Raw genomic sequence first — 21,491 nt, forward strand, 5'->3', positions numbered from 1 at the left:
GGTGTTCATGGGCTGGGCAGTCGTCCGGTGTCGACGTGATCGGCGAGATAGATCAAAGTGGCCTGCGGGTCCATGCCGACGGCTGCGGCGACGAGCTTGGGGTCCATGGTGTTCACCAGGTCGAGGAGGCGGGTGCTGCGGATCGTCCGCGGCGGGTATCCGCAGTCGTCAAGGCCATGGGAGAGATAGGCAGTTGAGGCGGGGCTCCGCCCGGCCTTCGTTCCTTTGGTGACCATCACGTACGGGTTGGACGTCGGCCATGCTTCGCGGTGGGCCAGGCAGCGTTGCAGCACGGTCCAGGAGGCGGGGTCCAGGGGTCGCTTGCCGAACCGGACCGTCTGCGCCGCCGGGTCGATGTCGGTGATCTGCAGCAGACGGACCTCCGTACTGGAGGCGTCGTGCAGCAGGGCGAGCATGCCCATCACGGCCTCGTGCGGGTGGACGTGTTCGTCTGTGGTCCAGCGGCGGAAGAGCTCGCGCTGCTGGTCGAGGGTGAGAGTCCGGCCGCGGAAGCCGCTGCGTTCCTTCACGATCATGGTGCGGGTCGGGTCGATGAGCACGATGTGCTGGGAGCGGGCGAAGCGGAAGAACTGCCGCAGCACCACCAGTCGGCGCTTGCTGGCCTTCGGCAAGGTGGCCAGGAAGGCTTCGATGTCGTGCACGTCGATCAGGGCCCAGTCGTCCTTGCCGCGGTGCTCGGTCAGGAAGCGGGCCAGGTCCCGCAGGATGCTCAGGGCGGTTTCCAGGGTGTGGTTGCTGCGGGGGCGGGTGCCGGCCCGGCGGGCCCGGTTCTGGGCCCGCATGCGGGAGGCGTCGAAGGCGGCCACGGCCGGCCGGAGCGGTTCGGGGACGGCGTCGATGCGGCGTTTGCGCCGCCCGGCGGCGAGACGTTCGGCCTGGTCGGTGGGCAGGGCCAAGCCGCTCAGGGTGAAGAAGTCCTCCAGTGCGTGGGCGAAGGAGCCCATCGAGCGTCCGGGGCTGCGGGCTCGCTCCAGCAGGGCCTGAGGCGAGTTGGAGTGCTCGTCGCTCAGGAGCCGGCCCAGGTCGGTGACGAGGCCGCAGGCCCGGGAGACGCAGAAGCGGGCCGCGACATGAGCGACGAAGTCTTCGAGCCAGGCGGGCGGATCGGAGAGTTGGTCGCGGAGGTGTTCGCCGCGGATGAAGGGGCGGCCGGGGTGCCGTTGCCAGCAGGCCGAGCACAGGCCCAGTCCGGCATGCCGCCTCAGCTGGCCGCACTCGCGGCAGATCCGGGGTGGCTGTTTCAGCGGGCCCGGACGGGAGCACGACCCGCACCAGCCGGTGTCCTCGCGCAGCTAGCCTGGATTGCCACAGCGCGGGCAGGGCCCGCGATGCAGGGCTCCGCCGGACTGGTCGGCGAACAGCACAGGAGAATCAGGGAACTTGGGCCGCACGTCCTCCAGGAACCAGCGCAGCACCAGGTCCAGGCCGTCGAGCATGGGCACCCAGCGCGGCCTCGGTCCGGAGGTGTGAGCGCCTTTGCCGAAGCGGACGTGCAACTTGCCGAACGGGCCGCGGCTGAAGTGCACATCCGGCTTGTCCAGCAGCGATGCCTCCTCCGAGCGGAGCCCGGCGTGATACAGCGTCCGGAACATCGCATAGTCCCTCGCGGCGGGTCCGTACTTCCTCGCGGTCGCGATCCGCTGCTTCATGAAGTCGAAGAACTCCGCAACGCGTTCCGGCGTCGGCGGCGGCACCAGGGCCGGGGAATCGTCGCCGACATGCCGGGAGGCATTGAACTCGTCGACCGGGCAGACCAGCCGGACGCCGAACGCGGCCTCGATGTCGGCCGCCTTGCGGGCCTGCAGGAACCGGTGGAAGCCCTTGAAGATCTGGACGTACTCGCGCCGGGTCGACGTCGCCCGGCCCTTCATCGCCAGGTCACCAACCACCCGGTCGATGTCCTCCGGCGTCACCTCCCACGCGGGTCGGCCCAGGGCCGCGAGGGTCCGCTCCAGCAGGCCGACGTCGTTGTCGATGGTGACCGGGCTGAACCCGCGGGCCCGCCACGAAGCAACGAACGCGTCAACGCACGCGGTCTGGAACTGCCACGGGTCCGTCGCCAGGGGCTCCTGCGGGACGGCCCCGCCCGCGATGCCAGATACCCGTCGCCGCCATCGGCGGCATGGGGAAACCCGCCAGGACGGCTCTCGTGCGTGTAGTCGACGTCAGGCCAACGGTGGACGCTCTCCAGGGCGGTCGCCGAGGAAGGCCTGCCAGGCCACGGCGGAGACCTCAAGCGGGCGGCGGGCGAGGTCCTTGGAGTCCCGGATCAGCACGCCGTCGCCCCCCGTGCGTACGCGGGTCTCGACACAGGCGTCCAGGCAGTCACCGCTGTAACTGCTCTTGTGCCATCCAGCCGACGGAAGCGGCATAAATCCCTCCTGATGGGGGCGGAAATCCGGCCGATCACCGGCGTCCTAGACATGGGAGTCTAGAAGCAATGTGCCCTGCAGAAAGTCCTGTTGGCACTCCGGCACGATCGGGATACGGGGAGCGGGATTCATGCCAAACACAGCGCGGTCGCCGCGGTGGACAGCGGCGGAGATGGACGCGTTCGAGCGGGCCCGCGACCTGCTGAACGCCGTAATCGCCGCCTACAGCAGCCGGATCGGCGCGGCGTCGCCGGAGGTCGCGCGGGCGCTGCGTAAGGAGCGCCTCCCGCTGCTGGCGGAGCGCGACACCCTGACCGCCGACAACTCCGAGCGTGTCGCGGAGATCCTTCGGGACATGCCCGCCCGGCTCGCCACCGTGCGCAAGGGCAGCGCCGGTGAGTGACACATCGGGAACGGCGAACGAGCAGGAGGTGAAGACGCCGGCACGTCGCCTGTCGGACGACCACCTCGAAGAGATCTTTCGCGAGGACGTACAGCCAGGACTGGCCCGCTTCGCTTCCCAGGACTCACCTCGGATGGTTGCTCTCGGCGGCCCACAAGGCTCTCGAAAGACCACGCTGCGGCCGGTGGTAGCCGAACAGTTGGGCCTGACGGACGTCGGGTACTTCGACGGCGACGACCATTACACCTTCCACCCGCACTACGACGCCCTCGCTCAGGAACATGGCGCGCTGGAAGCCACACGGATGTGCGGGCCTGACATCGCGGTCCTGCGCACGAAGATCCTGGACGAGGTGTTTGCACGACGGCTGAACATCATGCTCGTCGGCCCGCTCACGAATGAGCGGTGTGCATCGTGAAGGTGCTGGTCACGGGTCTGGCGTGAGTCGTCTTCGGGATTCTCGGGCTGGTCGTGGGCGGCAGTCTGAGGTGTAGATCGTCTGGCATGGTGCGGGTTTTGCGATTTCTCGCCCGCCGTCTCAGGTTGCGCTCGTACGCTCCGGCGCATGGTGGACCCCGAGGTGCATGAACGGCGCCGCGCGGAACGGGGGGACCGAGGCTGCTGAGCTATTGCGGGAGCAGAAGCTCTTGGTCGGGCCGCTGCGGGAGCAGCGGCCGGCCCGGTTAATCGGTTGCGGACCTTCGGGATGGAGTGTCTGATCCCGGCTATGACGATTGTGCTGGGTACGCCGACTGTCGACGGGGTACGCGAGGCCATGGCCGCGCTGCGGGAGTGGCAGTACGACGAAGCGTCGATGCAGTTGCATTCCGGGGACATCGGCTGGAACTACCGGTTCGGAACGGCCGAGACGGCCGCAGTGGTCCGGACCTGGAGTCGGGACGGGCGGATTCTCGCGGTCGGGATGCTCGACTCGCCGACGCTGGTGCGGATGGCGGTCGCTCCGGACGCTTTCCAGGATGAGGACTTGGCGCGGCGGCTTGTCGAGGACTTCTCGCTGCCTGAGCGCGGCGTGCTGCCGGAAGGAGCGGTGTCCATCGAGGCGCCGCTGGGCCTGCTGCTCCACGACCTGCTGAGCAAGGAGGGCTGGGGCGTCGACGAGCCGTGGACGCCGCTCTTCCGCGACCTCACCGAGCCGGTGGAGGACCCCGGCGTGCGGATCAAGTCGATCGGCCCGGAGCAGGCGCAGGACTTCGCCGACGTCCTGCGGTCGGCGTTCAACACCTCGCGGCCTACGCGCGAGTACTGGCACGCGATGTCGGCGGGACCGTTCTACGCTGACGCCCGCTGCCTGGGCGCCTATGACGACCAGGGCAGCGTGGCGGCGGTGGTGACGGTGTGGTCGGCCGGCCCGGGGAGGCCGGGGCTAGTCGAGCCGATGGGCGTCCACGAGGACCACCGTGGTCGCGGCTACGGCCGGGCGATCACCGTGGCCGGGGCGGCCGCGCTGCGGGAGATGGGCTCGTCGAGCGTGCGTGTATGCACGCCGAGTTCCAACGTCGGCGGCGTCGCCACGTACAAGGCGGCCGGGTTCGAGGTGCGGCCGGAGGTGCGGGACCGGATCCGGACGGCCTGACGCCGGGGCTGCTCGGTAAGGCGGCAGTCTGGGGCGTAGATCGTCTGGCAGGTGCGGGTTTCCGGTTTCTCATCCGCCGTCGCGGGTTGCGCTCGTACGCTCCGGCGCATGGTGGACCCCGAGGTGCATGAGCGGATCACGGCGCGCCGCGCGGAGCTGGATGAACTCGAAGAGCAGCTGGTCAAGCAGCTGTCCGAGGTGCGGGCCGAGGGGGACGAGCTGGCCGTGGCGGTGCGGGTGTGGCAGCGGATGAGCGAGCAGCTCGCTGACGAGCGGGCAACGGCCGGGTCGCCGGTGATGCAGGTGGCGGGTCGGGCGGTTCGGCTGGTCCCGGACCGGGTGTCAGGGGTGGCCGAGTCCGCGCTGCCGGCGGACGACCAGCGCATCCTGGCCGCCGTGCGGCAGGCCGGCGGGCCGGTCGCCACCCGGGCCGTCGGTGAGGCGTTGGGTCTGGACACCGGGGTGCGGGGCAAGCTGGAGCCACTGCGCGGGAAGTTGACCAAGCTGGCCGATCGCGGCTGGCTGCACAAGCGGGGGGACGGCAAGTTCACCGTGCGCCCGTAGTCGCCGGACTCGAAGAGCGGGTGGGCGTAACCGGCCTGCCCCCGGCGGAAGTTGAGTTTGGTGTGAAGAAAAACAACGAAACCGTCGAGGGCCCTGACGGCCTTGTCTGCACCGCCCGCCTGCCTCTGTCGGGCGCCACCTTGAACTATCTCGCCGATCTGATCCGCGGCCACTGCAAGAAGATCCGCTCGCCGTGGCGGGCGCTGCCCGCCGGGAAGATCGCCGGGATCGTGCTGGCGGTGCTGCGCTGTGACCGGCGGCCCGGCGACCTGGCCGGCGGCAACGGCATCCACCGCACCACCGTGAGCCGGTGGGTGCGCGAGGTCGTCGTCCTGCTGGCCGCCCGCGCCCCGTGCCTGGACCGCGCGCTCAAGAAGATCGCCCGAACGGGTGGCGGCATCGTACTGCTGGACGGCTCGCTGATACGCACCCGACGCCGCACCGGAGACGCGAACCGGAAGAATTACTCCGGTAGGAGCAAATGCCACGGACTGCTCGTGATCGCACTCACCGACGATCGCGGCCGGCTGCTCTGGGTGTCCCCGGCCCGGCCCGGACGCACCTCGGAGATCACCGCCTGCCGGCACGACCACCTCACCGCCCATCTGCGCGCGACCGGCCTCGGCGCCATCGCCGACCTGGGCTTCATCGGCCTCGACGACAACGACGACCTCGGACGGCAAGGTGAGCGCCCGTTGAAACCGCAGGATCCGGCTGGCGGGTTGCGGCGGCAGTCCGATCTGCTCGCGGAAGAGCACCTGCAGCCGCCGGCTGCCGCGGCCCGTGGCGGCAGCCAGGTCTTTGGCGGATAACCGCCCGTGACAGGCACGCAGCCGGCTCCATGCCTCGGCAACGACTGGCGAGGGCGGCGGAGCGTCCACCATCCGCCGCGCCAGGGCGTTCTCGATGACGGCTCAGCGCCCTTCCCAGTCCGGCACCGCAACGAGCTGCTCGGTGAGCCCGGCTGACCAGCCGGCGCCCAGCACCTCATCCGGGTGCACGTGGCCGTTGGCCAGGTGGTGCAGCGGCAACCCCAGGCACGTGTACGCGCCGAGCGGAGTGAACTCCACCTCGACCGCCTCCGCGACGCCCGCGTAGCCGCCCCTTATCGACGACGTCCGCAGGCCAGCGAACCTGGCAGGCCACGTCGTCTGCGCCGCGGGCGCACTCTGGGGCTCGTGGAACAGGTGCAGGGGTTCTCCCCAGCCCAGGATCAACGTCACGGTGGCCGAGGGAAGAGTGAGCCTGACCGGTCCCCGCCCTGCAGTGCGATGACCTCTGTACACCACGACCTGAGCCCGTAATCGCTCGGAGGCTCGACGCTCCACATACTCGCCCCTGTTCCTCGACTCCATGGACGTTTCAACCTCCGTCTGCGACCCGTGCCGGTGCGCGCGTCAGTCGACTCTCGTGAAGGAGTGCGCCTTTGTACAAGGCGACAGCCCAGGCTTCACAGCAATCTGGACACACGCCGCGCGGCGCCCGTCATCTCAACGCGGGCACCGCTACCGGATACGACTGCTCAGTGGCAACAGCAGCATCGCAAGCACAGTCCTGTCGCCGGCGAGGCGACGAGTCCAGAACGAGACCAGGGAGAACTGTGAACATCCGACGCATCCTCACGGGCAGTGCCGTGATCGCCGTACTGGCGGTGCAGCCCATGGCCGCGAACGCCGCCCCAGCCGCATCGGCGGACGCATCCGCGAGCGTGACGAACGAAGTGCCGAACTGGACACCGTCGAACGTCGGCGCCAGCGCCATGGCCTGCGATGACGACAATGTCGTGAACGGTCCCGGGGGCACCAGCGTGAAGAACGCCATCTGGCTCAGGAACGGGCCCGGCCAGGGCTGTGGCAACGCAAGCAACTACACGCTCCAGGTGGGCACGCGACTCGGCGGCTGGTGCTACACGTACAACGAGTCGGGGAACAAGTGGTACTACGTCAGCGTCGGCGGCGAAGCACCCCACGGCTGGATCTACTCGGGGAACGTCACGTCAGACGCGAGCTCGATCAACAAGCCCTGCCGTTGACGTGAGCCAAGCGGTTCCGTGAGTCGACCGGGCCTGCATGGACGCCACTTCCACACTTCCCGCTGAGGATCCCCGGTCGGGGGAGCAGCCTCAGCAGCCCATAGAAAGGGAGAAACCATGCGCACCACAGCGAAACGAGCCTTCACCACACTCACCGCCAGCGCGGCCCTCGTCATGATCGCCACCGCGGGCGCCTCGGCCGCCACCGCTTCGGGTACGACCGGTGTCGCGGCCGCCACCCGGGCACCCGCAGGGGCCCCGCGCTGGGAATTCCTCGGCGAGTTCCCCAAATCGCAGTGCATAGATCTGCGGGACTCCTATGCCGGTACCGCCAAGTGCGTCAAGAACGCCGGCGGCCTGTGGGACCTCCTTGTCTGGGTGTGATCCGCTGCGAGGAAGCCGCCCGAGGGTGACCACGCGGCGACCAACCGGTCCGTGAGTGCGATTCGCTGACTGTACGAACCGGGCCTGGCCCCCGCGATCCCGTCGAGGGCCAGGCTGCAGACGTTCCCGATTCGCCTGGGACGGTGTCCCCCGCTGCGGCAGGATCGGTTCCTCGCTATCGCACACTTCACCGGCCAGATCGTCTCCCCGCCGCCCTCTCGGCTCGTCCGCCTTCCGCAGCCGCGCGTGACTGGGGGCATGGGGTCAGAGCCATCGTCGTTCACCGCCCGTCGGCTGTGCTCGACGCTCGCAGCGGCCTGCTCGATGGTGCGGGTGGCCCGGCCGGCGCAGCGTGTGCCGGCCGGGCCCCCGCACCGAGGCCGACGGACACCCGGCCGATCAGGTCCAGCGGCGGCAGTCCGGCCTCGGGCGGTCAGGCGGGGCCGACACCGGCTGATTGACCCTCCCGATAACCGACGATCTTCACTGAAGGCTCGGAGCGCCGCAGGCCTCCGTCGTGAACTCCGCCCTCCGTCGCCCGGACCCAGAGCAGCCCGGCCGTCCGGCCCCCGCTCACCGTCCCCGTGCGGAAAGACCCGCCTCGGCGCGACGGACGCGGCCCGCTTCCCCGTAGAGCGGGTGACAGGCCCGCGCCGCCGAACCCCGGGGTGCGGCGGCACACAGGAAGGGGAACGCATGACGACGGGGCGCGCACGCCGAAGCGTCAGGGGGACGGCCGTCGCCGCGGTGGCCATGGCGGCACTGACCGCCTCACAGGCACCCGGTGCGGTGGCCCGGGCGTCCGAGACGAGGGACGGGACACCGGCCGCCACCGGCCCGAGCGTCTCGGGCGACACGCCCTACCGCACCGGACTGCCGCCGCTGGGCGTGCGGAAGGGCTCCTCCGGCACAGGGCCAGCCGAGAACGGTACCCCGGGTGCGGCGCGAGCGCTGCCGGCCACCGTCTTCGCGGCCTACCGGGGCGGCGAGGCCACGCTGGCGCGTGAGCGGCCCGGTTGCGGACTGCGATGGCAACTGCTGGCCGCGATCGGACAGGTGGAGTCGGGGCACGCGGGCGGCGGCCGGCTGGCACCGGACGGTACGACGCTCACGCCGGTCCTCGGCCCCCGGCTCGACGGCGCCGGGTACGCCTCCATCCGCGACACCGACGGCGGGGCGCTCGACGGGGACACCGCCTACGACCGCGCGGTGGGGCCGATGCAGTTCATCCCCTCCACCTGGGCGACCTGGGGCGCCGACGGCAACGGCGACGGGCGGGCCGATCCGCACAACGTCCACGACGCGGCGCTGGCGGCGGGCCGCTACCTGTGCGCCGGCGCACGGACTCTGTCCGACGGGGACGACCTGGACCGGGCGATCCTCGGCTACAACCACTCGACGGCGTACCTGCGGACGGTACGCGCCTGGTTCGCCCACTACCTCGGCGGGCACCTGGTGGTGCCGGACGCGGGAGACGGGGCCGCCGCGCCGCGGCCGGAACCCACGGCGGCCACCCGCCCGCGCCCGGAGCGGCCCGGACCCGGCACCTCGTCCCCGGCTCCCGCCCGGCCGGAGACGGAGGGCGACGCCCGGCCGGCCGGCCGGCCGGATCCCCGCCCCACGCCGTCCCCGACCCGGCCTGGCACGGGCGCCTCCCAGGAGTCGCCCCGGCCGGTGATCTCCGTACCCGGTACCGGAGTCGGGCTGCCCGTACCGTCGGCCCTGCCCGGCGCCGGTTCACCGGCCGGTGAGGCTGACCAGCAACGATAAGGACTCGATGGGCGCCTCCCCCTCCCCGACGCGCGAAACCGGCGGGTAACGTCGCCACCCCGCCGGGCGCAACGGACCCGGCGACGGGTGAGTGCGAAGGGGCTCTCATGGCGACGGACAGGTACGCGGCGTCCTCGGGCTGGCCTGCCATTGCCGCCGAAGCGGCCGCCCACGAGCGGTGGCAGCGGGCCTGGAACCACCGCGAGGACCTGCTGAAGGTGGCCCGTCGCCGGTCCATGACCCCGGAGGACGCCGAGGACGCCGTTCACGAGGCGATGCTGCGCGCGGCGGAGAACCCGCACCTGGACGACGAGCGGCTCGGTGCGTGGCTCACCACGGTCACCGTCCGGCTGTGCGTGGACCGGTACCGGCAGGTCAACCGGGAGGCCGAGGTGACGAGGAGTCCCCGGATGACGGCGCCGGGACCGGTCCCCGTCGAGGAGGCGGTGTGCGACCGGGAGGAGGCGCGGTGGCTGGCCGCGCGCAGCGTCGAGCTGCCGGCCCGGCAGGCCGAGGCGATCCGGCTGAAGTCGCAGGACCTGGACGTTGCCCAGGTCGCCGGGAAGATGGGGCTCAGCTACCGCACCGTGGAGTCCCTGCTCGCCCGGGCCCGCCGGACGCTGCGCGCCTCGCTGGCCGGAACGCTGGGCGCGGTGCTCTGGTTGTGCGGCCGCGGCCGGCCCCGCTGGACGGGCACGAACGCGCAGGTGGTGGCCGTCGCGTCGACGGCGGTGACCCTGGTCGTCGCGGGCTTGGTACTGCCGCCGCACGGCCGGGACGGGGCGCGGCCGGCGCCCTCGACTTCCGCCCCGTCGGGACCGGCGGGCGCGCGCACCGGGACCGCCTCGGGCGTGGCGTCGTCCGTCGGGATGCCCGCGGACCCGGAGGGCTCGCCCGCGGCGGCTCCTTCGGGCGGCCCCACACCCACCCCCGCGGACGGGCTGCTCACGAGCGCATCCCTGCCCCCGTTGCCGTCCCTGCCCGCCACGCCGGAGATGACGCTGCCCGCGGTCCCCGCCCTGCCGTCCGTGCGGGTGCCGGACCCGTCGCTGCTGGTGGACGGTCCGCGCGGGGCCGGCCTGCCGGACGCGCCCCTGCCCGAGGGCGGGGCGCCGGCTTCCCACCTGCCGGGAATCCCCGCCCCGGAGGTCTCACTGCCGTAACCGTGCCGGGGTCGCCCCGCGGTCCCCGGCACGGGTGCTCCACACACGAAGGAAATCCCGCCCGAAAAAGAAGTCCACTTCCCGCGACGGACGGTCCGCCCCTCCCCGTAGAGCAGATGTCGGAGCTGCTCCACGGCTGAAGGGTGGAACCGGATGGGTGTCGAGATCCGTGTGGAAGGGCTGACCAAGTCCTTCGGGCGGCAGGTCATCTGGCAGGACGTGTCGCTGACGCTGCCGGCCGGTGAGGTCTCCGTCATGCTGGGGCCCTCGGGCACGGGCAAGTCGGTGTTCCTCAAGACGCTCGTGGGGCTGCTCAGACCGGACACCGGATCCGTGCGGGTCGCCGGCCAGGACATCACCGCGCTGGGCGAGCACGAGTTGTACGAGGTGCGGAAGCTGTTCGGCGTGCTGTTCCAGGACGGCGCGCTGTTCGGCTCGATGAACCTGTACGACAACGTCGCCTTCCCGCTGCGTGAGCACACCCGCAAGCCGGAGAGCGAGGTCCGCCGGATCGTGCTCGAGAAGATGGAGATGGTCGGCCTCCTCGGGGCAGAGGAGAAGTTGCCCGGCGAGATCTCCGGCGGCATGCGCAAGCGGGCGGGACTCGCCCGGGCGCTGGTGCTGGACCCGGAGATCATCCTCTTCGACGAGCCCGACTCGGGACTCGACCCGGTCCGGGTGGCGTACCTCAACCAGCTGATCGTCGACCTCAACGCCCAGATCGACGCGACGTTCCTTATCGTCACGCACGACATCGCCTCCGCCCGCCGGGTACCGGACAACGTCGGGCTGCTGTTCCGCCGCGAACTGGTGATGTTCGGCCCGCGCGAGCAGCTGCTGACCAGCGACGAGCCCGTCGTACGGCAGTTCCTGAACGGCCGGATGGAGGGGCCGATCGGCATGGCGGAGGAGAAGGACGCGGCGCAGGTCGAGCAGGAGCTGGCCCGGATCGACGACGGCGCCGGGGTCACCCATCTGACGCCCCGGCTGCTGCCGAGCCCCGGAATCAAGCGGCCGCCCCGCTGGGAGGCCATCGCGGACCGGGAGGCGGTGGCGGCGTCATGAGCCTCTTCCCCGTCGCCGCGCTGCGGCACACCGGCAGCCTCTTTGCGATGGCGCTCGACGTGCTGCGGACGCTCCCCAGACGGCCCTTCCAGGTGCGTGAGTTCATCCAGCAGGCCTGGTTCATCGCGAGCGTCACCATCCTGCCGACCGCCCTCGTCTCCATCCCGTTCGGCGCGGTCATCGCCCTGCAGATCGGCAGCCTGACGCGGCAGCTCGGCGCGCAGTCCTTCGCCGGCGCCGCGTCGGTGCTGGCCGTGTTGCGGGAGGCCTCGCCGATCGTGACCGCGTTGCTCATCGCAGGCGCGGGCGGCACGGCGATCTGCGCGGACCTCGGCGCCCGGAAGATCCGCGAGGAGATTGACGCGATGCAGGTCCTGGGCATCGATCCCGTCCACCGGCTGGTGGTCCCTCGGGTTCTGGCCTCCATGGTGGTGGCGGTGCTGCTCAACGGCCTGGTGTCGGTGGTCGGCGTGGCCGGCGGATACTTCTTCAACGTGGTGCTGCAGAACGGCACGCCCGGCGCGTACCTGGCCTCCTTCACCACCCTCGCCCAGCTGCCGGACCTGTGGGCCGCCGAACTGAAGGCCCTGGTGTTCGGTGCGATCGCGGCGATCGTCGCCTCCTACAAGGGGCTGACCGCCAAGGGCGGTTCGAAGGGCGTCGGCGACGCCGTGAACCAGTCGGTGGTGATCACCTTCATGTTGCTGTTCGTCACGAACTTCGTGATGACCGCCGTGTACTTCCAAGTCGTTCCACAGAGGGGTTGACGCATGGCTCTGTCGCATCGTCTGGAGGAGCTGGGCACCCAACTCGCCTTCTACGGGCGGTCCATGGCGTGGACCGGCCGTACCCTGCGCCGCTACAAGAAGGAGATCCTGCGGCTGCTGGCCGAGGTGAGCTTCGGCCGGGGCGCGCTGGCAGTCGTCGGCGGCACCGTCGGTGTGATCGCCTTCCTGTCGTTCTTCACCGGCACCGAAGTCGGCCTGCAGGGATACGCGGCGCTCAACCAGCTGGGCACCTCCAACTTCGTCGCGTTCCTGTCGGCGTACTTCAACACCCGGGAGATCGCCCCGCTGGTGGCCGGGCTGGCCCTGTCCGCGACAGTCGGAGCGGGGTTCACCGCCCAGCTGGGCGCGATGCGGATCAGCGAGGAGACCGACGCCCTGGAGGTGATGGGCGTCCCGTCGCTGCCGTTCCTGGTGACGACCCGGATGATCGCCGGATTCGTCGCCGTGATCCCGCTGTACGTGATCGGGCTGCTGTCGTCGTACTTCGCCGCCCGCACCATCACCACCGGCTACTACGGGCAGTCCGCGGGCACCTACGACCACTACTTCCAGCAGTACCTTCCGCCGGTCGACGTGCTGTGGTCGTTCGGCAAGGTGATCGTCTTCGCCGTCGTGATCATCCTGGTGCACTGCTACTACGGCTACTACGCGAGCGGCGGCCCGGCCGGTGTCGGGGTCGCGGTGGGCCGTGCCGTGCGGACCTCGATCGTGGCCGTGAACGTCCTGGACTTCTTCCTCAGTCTCGCGATCTGGGGCGCCAACACGACCGTACGGATTGCGGGGTAGCGGCCCATGCACAGGACCGTGCACAGCATCATTGCGTCGCGCAGCACACGACTGCGGCTGTACGGCGTCGTCTTCATCGCGGTGATAGCGCTGCTGCTGTCGCTGTCGGTCGCCGTGTACCGGCAGGTGTTCGTCCCCGCCGTACGGATCACGCTGGAGGCCGACACCCTGGGCAACCAGCTGGACCCGCGGGCCGACGTGAAACTGCGCGGTCTGCTGGTCGGCGAGGTGCGCGCGGTGCACGCCGACGGGGAGAAGGCGACGCTCGACATCGCGCTCGGGCCCGAACACGTAGCCCGCATCCCGGCCGATGTGAACGCCCGGCTGCTGCCCAAGACGCTGTTCGGCGAGAAGTACGTCGAGCTGGTCGAGCCCCCGGGCTCCCCGGGCGGCCGGCCGATCCGCGCCGGGGACGTGATCACCCAGGACCGTACGAAGGCCGGGATCGAGGTCCAGCACCTGATGAACGATCTGCTGCCGCTGCTGCGGACGGTCCGGCCCGCCGAACTCAACGCGACCCTCTCTGCGTTCGCGACCGCGCTCGAGGGGCGCGGTGACCGGATCGGCGACAACCTGGTCCGTGTCGAGCGCTATCTGAAGCAGCTCAATCCGCACATGCCCTCCCTGAAGGAGGACATCGCGCGGTTCGCCGACGTGGCCGAGGTGTACGGGGACGCCGCGCCGGACCTGATGCGCGTCCTGCGCAACACCGTCACCACCAGCCGCACGATCACCGAGCAGAAGAGCCGGCTGGCCGCCGCGCTCACCAGCACCACCACCATGGCCGGCACCGCGGACCGCATCCTCGAGGACAACGGCGACCGGCTGATCACCCTGGGCCGGGTGTCCCGCCCGACCCTGGCCCTCTTCGCCCGCTACTCCCCCGAGTACCCGTGCCTGCTCGAAGGCCTGGTCAGGCAGGAGGCGGCCTCCGAACAGGCCTTCAAGGGCGGGGAGATGCGCATCACCCTCGAATTCGTCCGCCCGCGACCCGCGTACAGACCCGGTGAGGAACCCCGCTATGCCGAGCGATCAGGACCCGACTGCAGAGGTCTCCCGCATCCCCGGGTGCCGGCACCGGCCACCCGTCTCAAGGACGGCACGTCCGCCGCGCAGCCGGGGGCGCTGCCGGGACTTCCGTCCGGCGTGTCTGCGACGAAGGCGGAGCAGCGGGCCGTCGGCTCGCTCGTGGCGCCCGTCCTGGGTGTCTCCGCCGACCGGGTCCCGGCCGTCGCCACGCTCCTGTTCGGCCCGATGGCGCGGGGAACGGCGGTGAGCGTCGCATGAGGCCCGGTCGTACGAGGTCCGGGGGAGCCCAGGAGACCCTGGCACCGCTGGTCAAGTTCTCGGTCTTCGCTGCGGTGACGATCGTCGCGACCGCGCTGCTCGCGGCCACGATCGTGAACGTCTCGTTCATCCCCGCCGACACGTACCGCGCGGTGTTCAGCGATGTCACCGGCCTGGAGGAGGGCGACGACATCCGGGTCGCGGGCGTGCGGGTCGGCGAGGTCGAGGACATCGCGATCACGGACCGCACCCTGGCCGAGGTCACCTTCTCCGTCTCCCGCGACCGGCCCCTGTTCGCCGGCACGGGCGCCGTGATCCGCTACCGGAACCTCGTCGGCAGCCGGTACATCGCCCTGACCGAGGGGACGGGCGACCGGACGACCCTCCGGCCCGGCAGCCGTATCCCGCTGTCCAGGACCCAGCCGGCGCTGGACCTCAACGCCCTCCTGAACGGCTTCAAGCCGCTCTTCGCGGCGCTCAGCCCGGAGGACGTCAACCAGCTCGCCACGGAGATCGTCAAGACGCTCCAGGGCGAGGGCGGCACGGTCAACAGCCTCCTCGCCCACACCGCGTCGCTCACAACCACGCTCGCCGACCGCGACAGGATCATCGGATCGGTGATCGACAACCTCAGCACGGTGCTCAAGACGCTGGACCAGCGCGGTGCCCGCTTCTCGGGGCTGCTCAAGGAGCTCCAGCGGCTGATCTCCGGACTGTCCGCGGACCGGAAACCGATCGGCGAGTCACTGGCGAACATCGGCGCCCTCACCGAGGCCACCTCGGGGCTGCTCGAGGACGCCCGTCCGCTGCTGAAGCAGGACATCGCCGAGCTGTCCCGGCTCACCGGGACGCTCAACAGGAACGAGAAGACCGTGGAGGGCGTCCTGAAGCGGCTGCCGAACAAGCTGGACAAGCTGACCGGGACCGCCTCGTACGGCTCCTGGTTCAACTTCTACCTCTGCGACTTCGACGGCCGGATCGTGCTGCCGAAGACCCGGCAGGTCATCACCCCCGAGCTCCACGTCGCGAGGGCGAGGTGCGGCGGATGATCCCCTTCCGCGAGAGGAACCCGGTGGCCGTCGGCGCGGCGGGTCTGACCGTGCTCGCCCTGCTGACCGCCGCCGCGTTCAACGCCGAGGGTCTGCCGCTGATCGGCGACGGCGACACCTACAGCGCCGCCTTCTCCGAGGCCGGCGGCCTCAAGTCGGGTGACGAGGTACGCATCGCGGGCGTCAAGGTCGGCAAGGTCGACGAGGTCGACCTCGACGGCGACCACGTGAAGGTGACCTTCCGGGTCAAGGGCGACCCGGGGCTCGGCAGCCGGACCGGCGCGTCGATCCGCATCAAGACGATCCTGGGCGCCAAGTACCTCGCCCTGGAACCGAAGGGCGACGGCCGGCTGGAGCCCGGCAGCGAGATCCCCCTCGGCCGGACCGTCCCCGCCTACGACATCGTGGAGGCGTTCAGCGATCTGACGACCACCACCGAGAAGGTCGACGCCGAACGGCTCGCACGGGCCCTGGACACCATCTCCACCACCTTCGAGGACTCCCCGGAGGAGGTGAGGGCGGCCGTCAAGGGCCTGTCCCGGATATCCCGGACCGTGGCTTCCCGTGACGAGGCGCTGCGCGAGCTGCTGAAGCACGCCAACGGCGTGACCGGCGTGCTCTCCGCCCGGTCGAAGGAATTCCAGGCACTGGTCAAGGACGGCGACAAGTTGTTCCAGGAGATCGCGCGGAGGCGAGCCGCCATCCACGCCTTGCTGAAGAGCTCCGCCGCGCTGGGCGTCCAGCTGTCGGGCCTGGTCAAGGACAACGAGAAGCAGATCGGTCCGGCGCTTAAGAACCTCAACACCTTCGTCCGGATGCTCGAACGCAACCAGACGAGCCTCGACCGCAGCGTGAAGCTGCTCGCCCCGTACGTCCGGGTGTTCACCAACACGCTCGGCAACGGCCGCTGGTTCGACAGCTACATCCAGAACATGGTCGCCACTCCGGTGGTCCCGCGGACGGGAGAGTCCCGATGAACGCCCGCCTCACCGCGTTGAAACGCCGCACCGCGCAACTGAAGCGCCTCGGCTCGAGGAAGCGCCTGGTCCCCGCCGTCGCGCTCGTGGTGGCCGCCGGCTCGGCTCTCGTCCTGCTGCCGGACGACGACACCGTCCGTGTCACCGCGTACTTCCCGCGCACGGTCGGCATCTACCCCGGCTCGGACGTCCGGGTCCTCGGGATCCGGGTCGGCGAGGTCGCCTCGATCACCCCGGAGGGCGACCGGGTGCGCGTGGAGCTGGAGTACGAGTCGCGCCGCAAGGTGCCGGCGGACGCCAAGGCCGCGATCGTCAACTCGTCGGTGGTCAGCGACCGTTACGTCCAGCTGCTGCCGGTGTACCGGGGCGGGCCGGCGCTGCGGGACGGCGCCGTCATCCCCGAGGAGCGCACGGCCGTACCGGTCGAGCTGGACCGGGTATTCGACAGCCTCCACACCACGGCCGAGGCGCTGGGCCCCCGCGGCGCCAACAAGGACGGCTCGCTGTCCCGGCTGCTCGGCGTGAGCGCCGACAACCTCGAGGGCCAGGGCGAGCAGCTGAACCAGACCGTCCAGGACCTGTCCCTGGCGGTCACCACCCTGTCCGACGGACGGCAGGACCTGTTCGGCACCGTACGGAACCTCCAGGTGTTCACCGCCGCGCTCGCCGCGGACGACGCCGAGGTCCGGTCGTTCAACGACAGCCTCGCCGAGGTCGCCGGGCAGCTCGCCGGGGAACGCAAGGACCTCGCGGCGGCCCTGAAGCACCTGGGCGCGGCGCTCGGTGACGTGTCGGCGTTCGTGAAGAAGAACCGGCAGGCGCTGACCTCGGACATCGAGGGTCTGAGCAAGGTCACCGAGGTGCTCGTCACCCAGCGGACCGCCCTGGAGGAGCTACTGGAGGTGGCCCCGGCCGGCCTGTCCAACCTGCAGAACGCGTACAACCCGTCGTCCGGAACCCTCGACACCCGCAACAACCCCGACCAGCCGCAGGACCCGGCCTCGCTGCTGTGCTCCCTGCTGAAGACGACGGGTGACACCGGCGGCACCAACCCCGACTGTGCGGACCTGCGGAAACTGTTCGACTCGCTGCCGGACGTGTCCCGGGCCCCGGCGGCGCCCGGCACCGGCTCGGTGGACCGGACGCTCGGCGGAATCCTGGAGGGCAAGGCATGAGCGCACTGCACCGGCCCGGCAGGGCGGCCTGGGCGGCCGTGGGTTCCCTGCTCCTGTCGGGCTGTCAGTTCAACGGCTGGCAGGACGTCCAGCTGCCGGGCGGTGCCGCCGCGGACGGCCGCGCCTACCGGGTCACCGTCGAGTTCCGGGACGTCATGGACCTGGTGCCGCAGTCCACGGTGAAGGTCAACAACGTCACCGTCGGGGCGGTCGAGAAGGTGGAGCTCGCGGGCTGGCACGCGCGCGTCCGGCTGCGGATCGACGACGACGTGAAGCTTCCCGCCAACGCGGTCGCCGAGCTGCGGCAGACCAGCATGCTCGGCGAGAAGTACGTCGCCCTGTCCGCACCCGCGGACACCGCATCCGTCGGCAGGCTCGCGGACGGCGACCGCATCCCGCTTTCCCGCAGCGGCCGCAATCCCGAGGTCGAGGAGGTGTTGTCCGCATTGTCGGCATTGCTCAACGGCGGCGGGGTGGCGCAGCTGAAGACGATCACCGTCGAGCTCAACAAGGCGCTGGAGGGCCGCGAGAACCGGGTCAGGTCGCTGCTCGGCGAACTGGACACGTTCCTCGGCGGACTGGACTCCCAGCGCAAGGAGATCGTCCGCGCCATCGAGGCCGTCGACCGCCTGGCCGCGCGGCTGGGCGGGGAGAAGAAGACCATCGCCGTGGCCGTCGACACGCTGACGCCCGCGCTGAAGGTGCTGGCCGACCAGCGCCGCAATCTGACGGCGATGCTCACCGCACTGTCGAAGCTGGGGCGCACCGGCACCCGGGTGGTCAACGCCTCGAAGGCGGACACGGTCGAGAACCTGAGGAAACTGCAGCCGATCCTGCAGCAGTTGAACAAGGCGGGCGACGACCTGCCCAACGCTCTGGAACTGATGACCACGTATCCGTTCCCGCGCAACGCGGTCGACGCGATCAAGGGTGACTACGTCAATCTCAGGGTGACCGCCGATCTGGACCTGGCGAGCGTCTACGGCAATCTCGGCGGCGGCCCCGCCGCGCCGGAGACGCCGAAGGAGCCCGGAACGCCGGGTCTCCCGAAAACGCCCGGACTCCCCGAGGCGCCCGGTGTGCCGACCGCACCGGACGCCGTGCCGGACGGCCCACCGGAGCTGCCGGGCGGCCCCTCCGGCCCCGCGGCCGGGGACGACGGCGGTGTGACGCTCTGCCCGCCGGTCTGCGCGGGCAGCCCCGTCGCGTACGGAACGGGGGACGGCGACGGCCGGCCTCCCGGCGTCGAGCTCGCCCTCGCGGAGTTGATGCTGAAGGGGATGCAGCTGTGATCACACGTACGGTCAAGGCCCAGTTGCTCGCCTTCGCCACCCTCACCGCCGTCGGTGTGTCCTACGTCGGCGCCGAGTACACCGGGCTCGCCGATCGCGTCCTCGACCGCGGCTACACCGTGCGAGCCGAGTTCGCTGAGTCGGGCGGCATCTTCAGCGGTGCCGAGGTCACCTATCGCGGGGTTCCGGTGGGGAGGGTCGGGACCCTGGAGCTGACCCGCTCCGGCGGGGTGTCGGTCGCCCTGGACATCCAGGACGGCGCGCGGATCCCGGCGGACACCCTGGCCGTGGTGGCCCACCGCTCGGCGGTCGGCGAGCAGTACGTCGATCTGCAGCCGCGTACGGCCGCCAGCCCGTACCTGCGGCACGGCAGCACGATCCCCCGGGCGGACACCCGGGTTCCGCTCGCCTCCGGTGATCTGGTGCTCGGCCTGGACCGGCTGGTGAAGTCCGTCGACAAGAAGGACCTGCGGATCACCGTCGACGAGCTGGGCAAGGCGTTCGCCGGCACCGGGCCGCGCCTGAGCCGACTGGTGGACTCCGGCAACGCGCTCGTCGAGTCGGCGTCGGACTCGCTGCCGCAGACGGTCTCGCTGATCGAGGACTCCCGGAAGGTACTCAGGACGCAGACCGACAAGGGCTCCGCCATCAAGTCCTTCTCCAGGGACCTGGCGGCCCTCACCGCCGAGCTCAAGGCCGGCGACGGCGATCTGCGCCGGCTGATCGGTTCGGGTGCGCCCGCCGCACAGGAGGTGAACGCCCTGCTGAAGTCCAACGAGACCCATCTGCCGGTGCTGCTCGGCAATCTGATCAGCGGCGGACAGGTCATGGTGGCGCGGCTACCCGGGGTGGAACAGGCCCTGGTCACCTTCCCGGTGGTCGTCGCGGGCAGCTACACCGTGATCCCCGGTGACGGCACCACCCACTTCGGGCTGGTCGTGGGCGGCGACGAGGCGCCGCCCTGCCGCCAGGGCTACTCCACCACCCCACGCGACCCGGCGGCCACCAGCCACCGGCCCGCGAACACGAACGCGCGCTGCACGGCCCCGCGCGGCAGCACGACCTCGGTCCGCGGCGCCCAGAACGCGCCGGGCGTGTCGGCGGGACGCAGCTCGCGGGGAGCGCACCCAGCCGCGTACGTCACCCCTTACGACCCGGAGACCGGCACCGCGACCGGCCCGGACGGAACCCTCGTCGAGATCGGCTCGGCGGGAGGCGGACAGACCGTTCTCGGAAAGGACTCCTGGCAATGGCTGCTCGTGGGACCGATGGCATGAGCGTCCGCACGCGACGCGGCGGGAAGCCGTTCCTCGCGGTACTGGCCGTGGTGGCCGTGCTGACGTCGGCGGCCGCCTGCTGGCTGGGCTTCCAGCTACACAGGCAGCAGGCCCGGGACGAGCGGGACCAGGACATCCTGGCCGCGGCCCGCCGCTCGGCACTGAATTTCACCTCGCTCGACTACCGGCACTACCAGCGCGACAGCAGGAACGTCCTCGACGGGGCCACCGGCGACTTCAAGAAGGAGTTCGCGGCGCAGACCGCGGCGCTGACGGTGCTGGTCGCCGACAACAGGTCGGTCTCGCAGGGCCAGGTGCTGGAGGCCGGCATCACCCGGGCCGATGACAGCACCGCCCGGGTGCTGGTGGTGGCCGACAGCAAGGTCACCAACGTGGCCGCCCCGGAGGGGCAGGTCCGTACGTACCGGCTGCAGCTCGACCTGGTGCGCGAAGGCGGCCGCTGGCTGACGTCCGGTCTGGAGTTCGTCGGCTGACGGCGCGCACCGCGCCCCCGTACCACCAGTGAGGAGAGACACCGTGGTGAACCCGACCGTGAGAACCCGGCGCACCGCTTCGCCGAGCAGGCGGAGTTCCGTGGCGGCGGCGCTGCGTGCGGCCGACCGGCGCGCCGAGCGGGCCGCGCAGGCCCCGCAGGAGCCGCCCGCCGTCGGCCGAGTGCTGGACGTGGAGGACCTACCGTGGGCGGAGGAGCCGCCCGCACCGGACGTGCCGCAGGCCGCGGCGGAGGGAACCGGGACGGAATCCGCCGCGCGGCGGCGCGGCCGGCGGCCCCGTGCCGCGGCGGCCGTGTTCGCCCTGGCGGCCGTGGCCGGGCCGGCCGCCTGCGGCGGGCTGGGATGGCACTACTGGGAGGGCCGGCGGACCGACACGGCCAGGGTGCAGGCCCTGGCGGCCGCGCTGAAGGCGGCGCCGGTCGTCCTGTCGTATCACTACCGGCACCTGGACCGGGATTTCGCCGCTGCGCGCGCCCATCTCGCGGGCCCATTCCGGGAGGAGTACCTCAAGACGACAGCGGCGGTCGTGGCGCCGACCGCGAAGACGTACCAGGGCGTCGTCAGGGCGACGGTGGCGAAGCCGTCGGACGGTGGTGCCCCGGCGGCCTCCGTGGTGTCGGTGGGTCCGGAGCGGGCGGTGGTGCTGCTGTTCGTGAACCAGGTGACCACGAGCAGCCGGATCACCGGTCCTCGGGTGGACCTGAACCGGGTGCGGATGACCCTCACGCTGACTGACGGCGGCTGGAGGGTGAGCGCGGTGGATGCCCTCTAGAAGGCTGATGAAGATCTTGGTGAGGGGCTGCCCGGCCGTAGGCCGGGTGGCCCCTCTGGTTATGTGATGGCTGGTGTGAGGTGCCAGGTGTCGCCTGTGTGGGTGAGTCCGAGGTTGAGGACGGCGGCTCGTGTTTGGAGCCAGGCGTTGTTGTTGATGGTGCCTCGGTAGCGGAGCTGGCGGTTGCCGTGGTGGACGAGCCAGG

The 21,491-nt window shown here is 70.9% G+C and carries 24 protein-coding genes; 20 read left to right on the forward strand and 4 right to left on the reverse strand.

What is annotated here, in order from left to right:
* Nucleotides 1–5: 5 nt before the first annotated feature.
* From ACZ4Z5_RS28345 to ACZ4Z5_RS28355, 3 genes are all read right to left on the reverse strand, one after another.
* A complete protein-coding gene (locus tag ACZ4Z5_RS28345) occupies nucleotides 6–965 on the reverse strand; it encodes a site-specific integrase (RefSeq protein ID WP_468267670.1) in 960 nt (319 codons plus the stop codon).
* Nucleotides 966–1,313: 348 nt separating this feature from the next.
* The gene (locus tag ACZ4Z5_RS28350; protein WP_468267673.1) at nucleotides 1,314–1,934 is read right to left on the reverse strand and encodes a tyrosine-type recombinase/integrase; all 621 of its coding nucleotides are present in this window, start codon (nucleotides 1,932–1,934) and stop codon (nucleotides 1,314–1,316) included.
* 252 nt (nucleotides 1,935–2,186) lie between these two features.
* Nucleotides 2,187–2,393 carry a DUF397 domain-containing protein gene (locus ACZ4Z5_RS28355; RefSeq protein ID WP_468267676.1) on the reverse strand — a complete coding sequence of 69 codons (207 nt, stop codon included), beginning with the start codon at nucleotides 2,391–2,393 and terminating at the stop codon, nucleotides 2,187–2,189.
* Nucleotides 2,394–2,523: 130 nt separating this feature from the next.
* Here ACZ4Z5_RS28355 and ACZ4Z5_RS28360 point away from each other — a divergent pair, with 130 nt between their 5' ends.
* The 5 genes from ACZ4Z5_RS28360 to ACZ4Z5_RS28380 all read left to right on the forward strand — a co-directional run bounded on the left by ACZ4Z5_RS28360 (nucleotide 2,524) and on the right by ACZ4Z5_RS28380 (nucleotide 5,766).
* Nucleotides 2,524–2,796: a hypothetical protein gene (locus tag ACZ4Z5_RS28360; RefSeq protein ID WP_468267679.1), complete on the forward strand. Its 273-nt coding sequence runs from the start codon at nucleotides 2,524–2,526 to the stop codon at nucleotides 2,794–2,796.
* Nucleotides 2,789–3,214 (forward strand): zeta toxin family protein, encoded by a 426-nt coding sequence (locus tag ACZ4Z5_RS28365; RefSeq protein ID WP_468267682.1) that lies wholly within the window; start codon nucleotides 2,789–2,791, stop codon nucleotides 3,212–3,214. Before ACZ4Z5_RS28360 ends, ACZ4Z5_RS28365 begins: the two co-directional genes overlap by 8 nt.
* Before the next feature lie 309 nt (nucleotides 3,215–3,523).
* Nucleotides 3,524–4,390 carry a GNAT family N-acetyltransferase gene (locus ACZ4Z5_RS28370; protein WP_468267685.1) on the forward strand — a complete coding sequence of 289 codons (867 nt, stop codon included), beginning with the start codon at nucleotides 3,524–3,526 and terminating at the stop codon, nucleotides 4,388–4,390.
* A 108-nt stretch (nucleotides 4,391–4,498) separates the two neighbouring features.
* A complete protein-coding gene (locus ACZ4Z5_RS28375; RefSeq protein WP_468267688.1) occupies nucleotides 4,499–4,954 on the forward strand; it encodes a hypothetical protein in 456 nt (151 codons plus the stop codon).
* A 62-nt stretch (nucleotides 4,955–5,016) separates the two neighbouring features.
* Complete coding sequence (locus tag ACZ4Z5_RS28380; RefSeq protein WP_468267751.1) at nucleotides 5,017–5,766, forward strand: transposase family protein; 750 nt, start codon at nucleotides 5,017–5,019, stop codon at nucleotides 5,764–5,766.
* Nucleotides 5,767–5,868: 102 nt separating this feature from the next.
* Here the strand turns inward: ACZ4Z5_RS28380 and ACZ4Z5_RS28385 are convergent, their stop codons facing one another.
* Nucleotides 5,869–6,177 carry a hypothetical protein gene (locus ACZ4Z5_RS28385; protein ID WP_468267691.1) on the reverse strand — a complete coding sequence of 103 codons (309 nt, stop codon included), beginning with the start codon at nucleotides 6,175–6,177 and terminating at the stop codon, nucleotides 5,869–5,871.
* A 377-nt stretch (nucleotides 6,178–6,554) separates the two neighbouring features.
* On the opposite strand from ACZ4Z5_RS28385, the gene ACZ4Z5_RS28390 reads away from it, so the two are divergent.
* From ACZ4Z5_RS28390 to ACZ4Z5_RS28460, 15 genes are all read left to right on the forward strand, one after another.
* Nucleotides 6,555–6,986, forward strand: coding sequence for a hypothetical protein (locus tag ACZ4Z5_RS28390; RefSeq protein WP_468267694.1), 432 nt, complete (start codon nucleotides 6,555–6,557; stop codon nucleotides 6,984–6,986).
* 117 nt (nucleotides 6,987–7,103) lie between these two features.
* Entirely contained in the window at nucleotides 7,104–7,370 is a 267-nt protein-coding gene (locus tag ACZ4Z5_RS28395; protein ID WP_468267697.1) for a hypothetical protein, read from the forward strand.
* Nucleotides 7,371–8,066: 696 nt separating this feature from the next.
* Nucleotides 8,067–9,140, forward strand: coding sequence for a lytic transglycosylase domain-containing protein (locus tag ACZ4Z5_RS28400; RefSeq protein ID WP_468267700.1), 1,074 nt, complete (start codon nucleotides 8,067–8,069; stop codon nucleotides 9,138–9,140).
* A gap of 107 nt (nucleotides 9,141–9,247) precedes the next feature.
* Nucleotides 9,248–10,303, forward strand: a complete 1,056-nt coding sequence (locus ACZ4Z5_RS28405; RefSeq protein ID WP_468267703.1) for a sigma-70 family RNA polymerase sigma factor — start codon at nucleotides 9,248–9,250, stop codon at nucleotides 10,301–10,303.
* 153 nt (nucleotides 10,304–10,456) lie between these two features.
* Complete coding sequence (locus ACZ4Z5_RS28410; protein ID WP_468267706.1) at nucleotides 10,457–11,368, forward strand: ABC transporter ATP-binding protein; 912 nt, start codon at nucleotides 10,457–10,459, stop codon at nucleotides 11,366–11,368.
* Nucleotides 11,365–12,135 (forward strand): MlaE family ABC transporter permease, encoded by a 771-nt coding sequence (locus ACZ4Z5_RS28415; protein ID WP_468267709.1) that lies wholly within the window; start codon nucleotides 11,365–11,367, stop codon nucleotides 12,133–12,135. Before ACZ4Z5_RS28410 ends, ACZ4Z5_RS28415 begins: the two co-directional genes overlap by 4 nt.
* A gap of 3 nt (nucleotides 12,136–12,138) precedes the next feature.
* Nucleotides 12,139–12,942, forward strand: coding sequence for an MlaE family ABC transporter permease (locus ACZ4Z5_RS28420; RefSeq protein ID WP_468267712.1), 804 nt, complete (start codon nucleotides 12,139–12,141; stop codon nucleotides 12,940–12,942).
* A gap of 18 nt (nucleotides 12,943–12,960) precedes the next feature.
* Nucleotides 12,961–14,229: an MCE family protein gene (locus tag ACZ4Z5_RS28425; protein WP_468267715.1), complete on the forward strand. Its 1,269-nt coding sequence runs from the start codon at nucleotides 12,961–12,963 to the stop codon at nucleotides 14,227–14,229.
* Nucleotides 14,226–15,278 carry an MCE family protein gene (locus ACZ4Z5_RS28430; RefSeq protein ID WP_468267718.1) on the forward strand — a complete coding sequence of 351 codons (1,053 nt, stop codon included), beginning with the start codon at nucleotides 14,226–14,228 and terminating at the stop codon, nucleotides 15,276–15,278. The genes ACZ4Z5_RS28425 and ACZ4Z5_RS28430 overlap by 4 nt, the downstream gene beginning before the upstream one ends.
* Nucleotides 15,275–16,255, forward strand: coding sequence for an MCE family protein (locus ACZ4Z5_RS28435; protein WP_468267721.1), 981 nt, complete (start codon nucleotides 15,275–15,277; stop codon nucleotides 16,253–16,255). The genes ACZ4Z5_RS28430 and ACZ4Z5_RS28435 overlap by 4 nt, the downstream gene beginning before the upstream one ends.
* Entirely contained in the window at nucleotides 16,252–17,430 is a 1,179-nt protein-coding gene (locus ACZ4Z5_RS28440; protein ID WP_468267724.1) for an MCE family protein, read from the forward strand. The genes ACZ4Z5_RS28435 and ACZ4Z5_RS28440 overlap by 4 nt, the downstream gene beginning before the upstream one ends.
* Nucleotides 17,427–18,722, forward strand: coding sequence for an MCE family protein (locus tag ACZ4Z5_RS28445; RefSeq protein ID WP_468267727.1), 1,296 nt, complete (start codon nucleotides 17,427–17,429; stop codon nucleotides 18,720–18,722). The genes ACZ4Z5_RS28440 and ACZ4Z5_RS28445 overlap by 4 nt, the downstream gene beginning before the upstream one ends.
* Nucleotides 18,719–19,999, forward strand: a complete 1,281-nt coding sequence (locus tag ACZ4Z5_RS28450) for an MCE family protein (RefSeq protein ID WP_468267730.1) — start codon at nucleotides 18,719–18,721, stop codon at nucleotides 19,997–19,999. Before ACZ4Z5_RS28445 ends, ACZ4Z5_RS28450 begins: the two co-directional genes overlap by 4 nt.
* Entirely contained in the window at nucleotides 19,996–20,493 is a 498-nt protein-coding gene (locus ACZ4Z5_RS28455) for a hypothetical protein (protein ID WP_468267733.1), read from the forward strand. Before ACZ4Z5_RS28450 ends, ACZ4Z5_RS28455 begins: the two co-directional genes overlap by 4 nt.
* 43 nt (nucleotides 20,494–20,536) lie before the next feature.
* Nucleotides 20,537–21,286: a hypothetical protein gene (locus tag ACZ4Z5_RS28460; protein WP_468267736.1), complete on the forward strand. Its 750-nt coding sequence runs from the start codon at nucleotides 20,537–20,539 to the stop codon at nucleotides 21,284–21,286.
* The last annotated feature ends 205 nt before the right edge of the window (nucleotides 21,287–21,491 follow it).

The sequence above is a fragment of the Streptomyces sp. NPDC030222 genome, from assembly GCF_055573115.1.

Excerpts from the sequence above, each read along its gene's own strand:
- ACZ4Z5_RS28455 (WP_468267733.1), top strand. The coding sequence starts at position 19,996 with ATGAGCGTCCGCACGCGACGCGGCGGGAAGCCGTTCCTCGCGGTACTG.
- ACZ4Z5_RS28445 (WP_468267727.1), top strand. The coding sequence starts at position 17,427 with ATGAGCGCACTGCACCGGCCCGGCAGGGCGGCCTGGGCGGCCGTGGGT.
- ACZ4Z5_RS28410 (WP_468267706.1), top strand. The coding sequence starts at position 10,457 with ATGGGTGTCGAGATCCGTGTGGAAGGGCTGACCAAGTCCTTCGGGCGG.
- ACZ4Z5_RS28415 (WP_468267709.1), top strand. The coding sequence starts at position 11,365 with ATGAGCCTCTTCCCCGTCGCCGCGCTGCGGCACACCGGCAGCCTCTTT.
- ACZ4Z5_RS28395 (WP_468267697.1), top strand. The coding sequence starts at position 7,104 with ATGCGCACCACAGCGAAACGAGCCTTCACCACACTCACCGCCAGCGCG.
- ACZ4Z5_RS28375 (WP_468267688.1), top strand. The coding sequence starts at position 4,499 with ATGGTGGACCCCGAGGTGCATGAGCGGATCACGGCGCGCCGCGCGGAG.
- ACZ4Z5_RS28360 (WP_468267679.1), top strand. The coding sequence starts at position 2,524 with ATGCCAAACACAGCGCGGTCGCCGCGGTGGACAGCGGCGGAGATGGAC.
- ACZ4Z5_RS28440 (WP_468267724.1), top strand. The coding sequence starts at position 16,252 with ATGAACGCCCGCCTCACCGCGTTGAAACGCCGCACCGCGCAACTGAAG.
- ACZ4Z5_RS28420 (WP_468267712.1), top strand. The coding sequence starts at position 12,139 with ATGGCTCTGTCGCATCGTCTGGAGGAGCTGGGCACCCAACTCGCCTTC.
- ACZ4Z5_RS28405 (WP_468267703.1), top strand. The coding sequence starts at position 9,248 with ATGGCGACGGACAGGTACGCGGCGTCCTCGGGCTGGCCTGCCATTGCC.
- ACZ4Z5_RS28355 (WP_468267676.1), bottom strand. The coding sequence starts at position 2,393 with ATGCCGCTTCCGTCGGCTGGATGGCACAAGAGCAGTTACAGCGGTGAC.
- ACZ4Z5_RS28430 (WP_468267718.1), top strand. The coding sequence starts at position 14,226 with ATGAGGCCCGGTCGTACGAGGTCCGGGGGAGCCCAGGAGACCCTGGCA.
- ACZ4Z5_RS28435 (WP_468267721.1), top strand. The coding sequence starts at position 15,275 with ATGATCCCCTTCCGCGAGAGGAACCCGGTGGCCGTCGGCGCGGCGGGT.
- ACZ4Z5_RS28370 (WP_468267685.1), top strand. The coding sequence starts at position 3,524 with ATGACGATTGTGCTGGGTACGCCGACTGTCGACGGGGTACGCGAGGCC.
- ACZ4Z5_RS28400 (WP_468267700.1), top strand. The coding sequence starts at position 8,067 with ATGACGACGGGGCGCGCACGCCGAAGCGTCAGGGGGACGGCCGTCGCC.
- ACZ4Z5_RS28345 (WP_468267670.1), bottom strand. The coding sequence starts at position 965 with ATGGGCTCCTTCGCCCACGCACTGGAGGACTTCTTCACCCTGAGCGGC.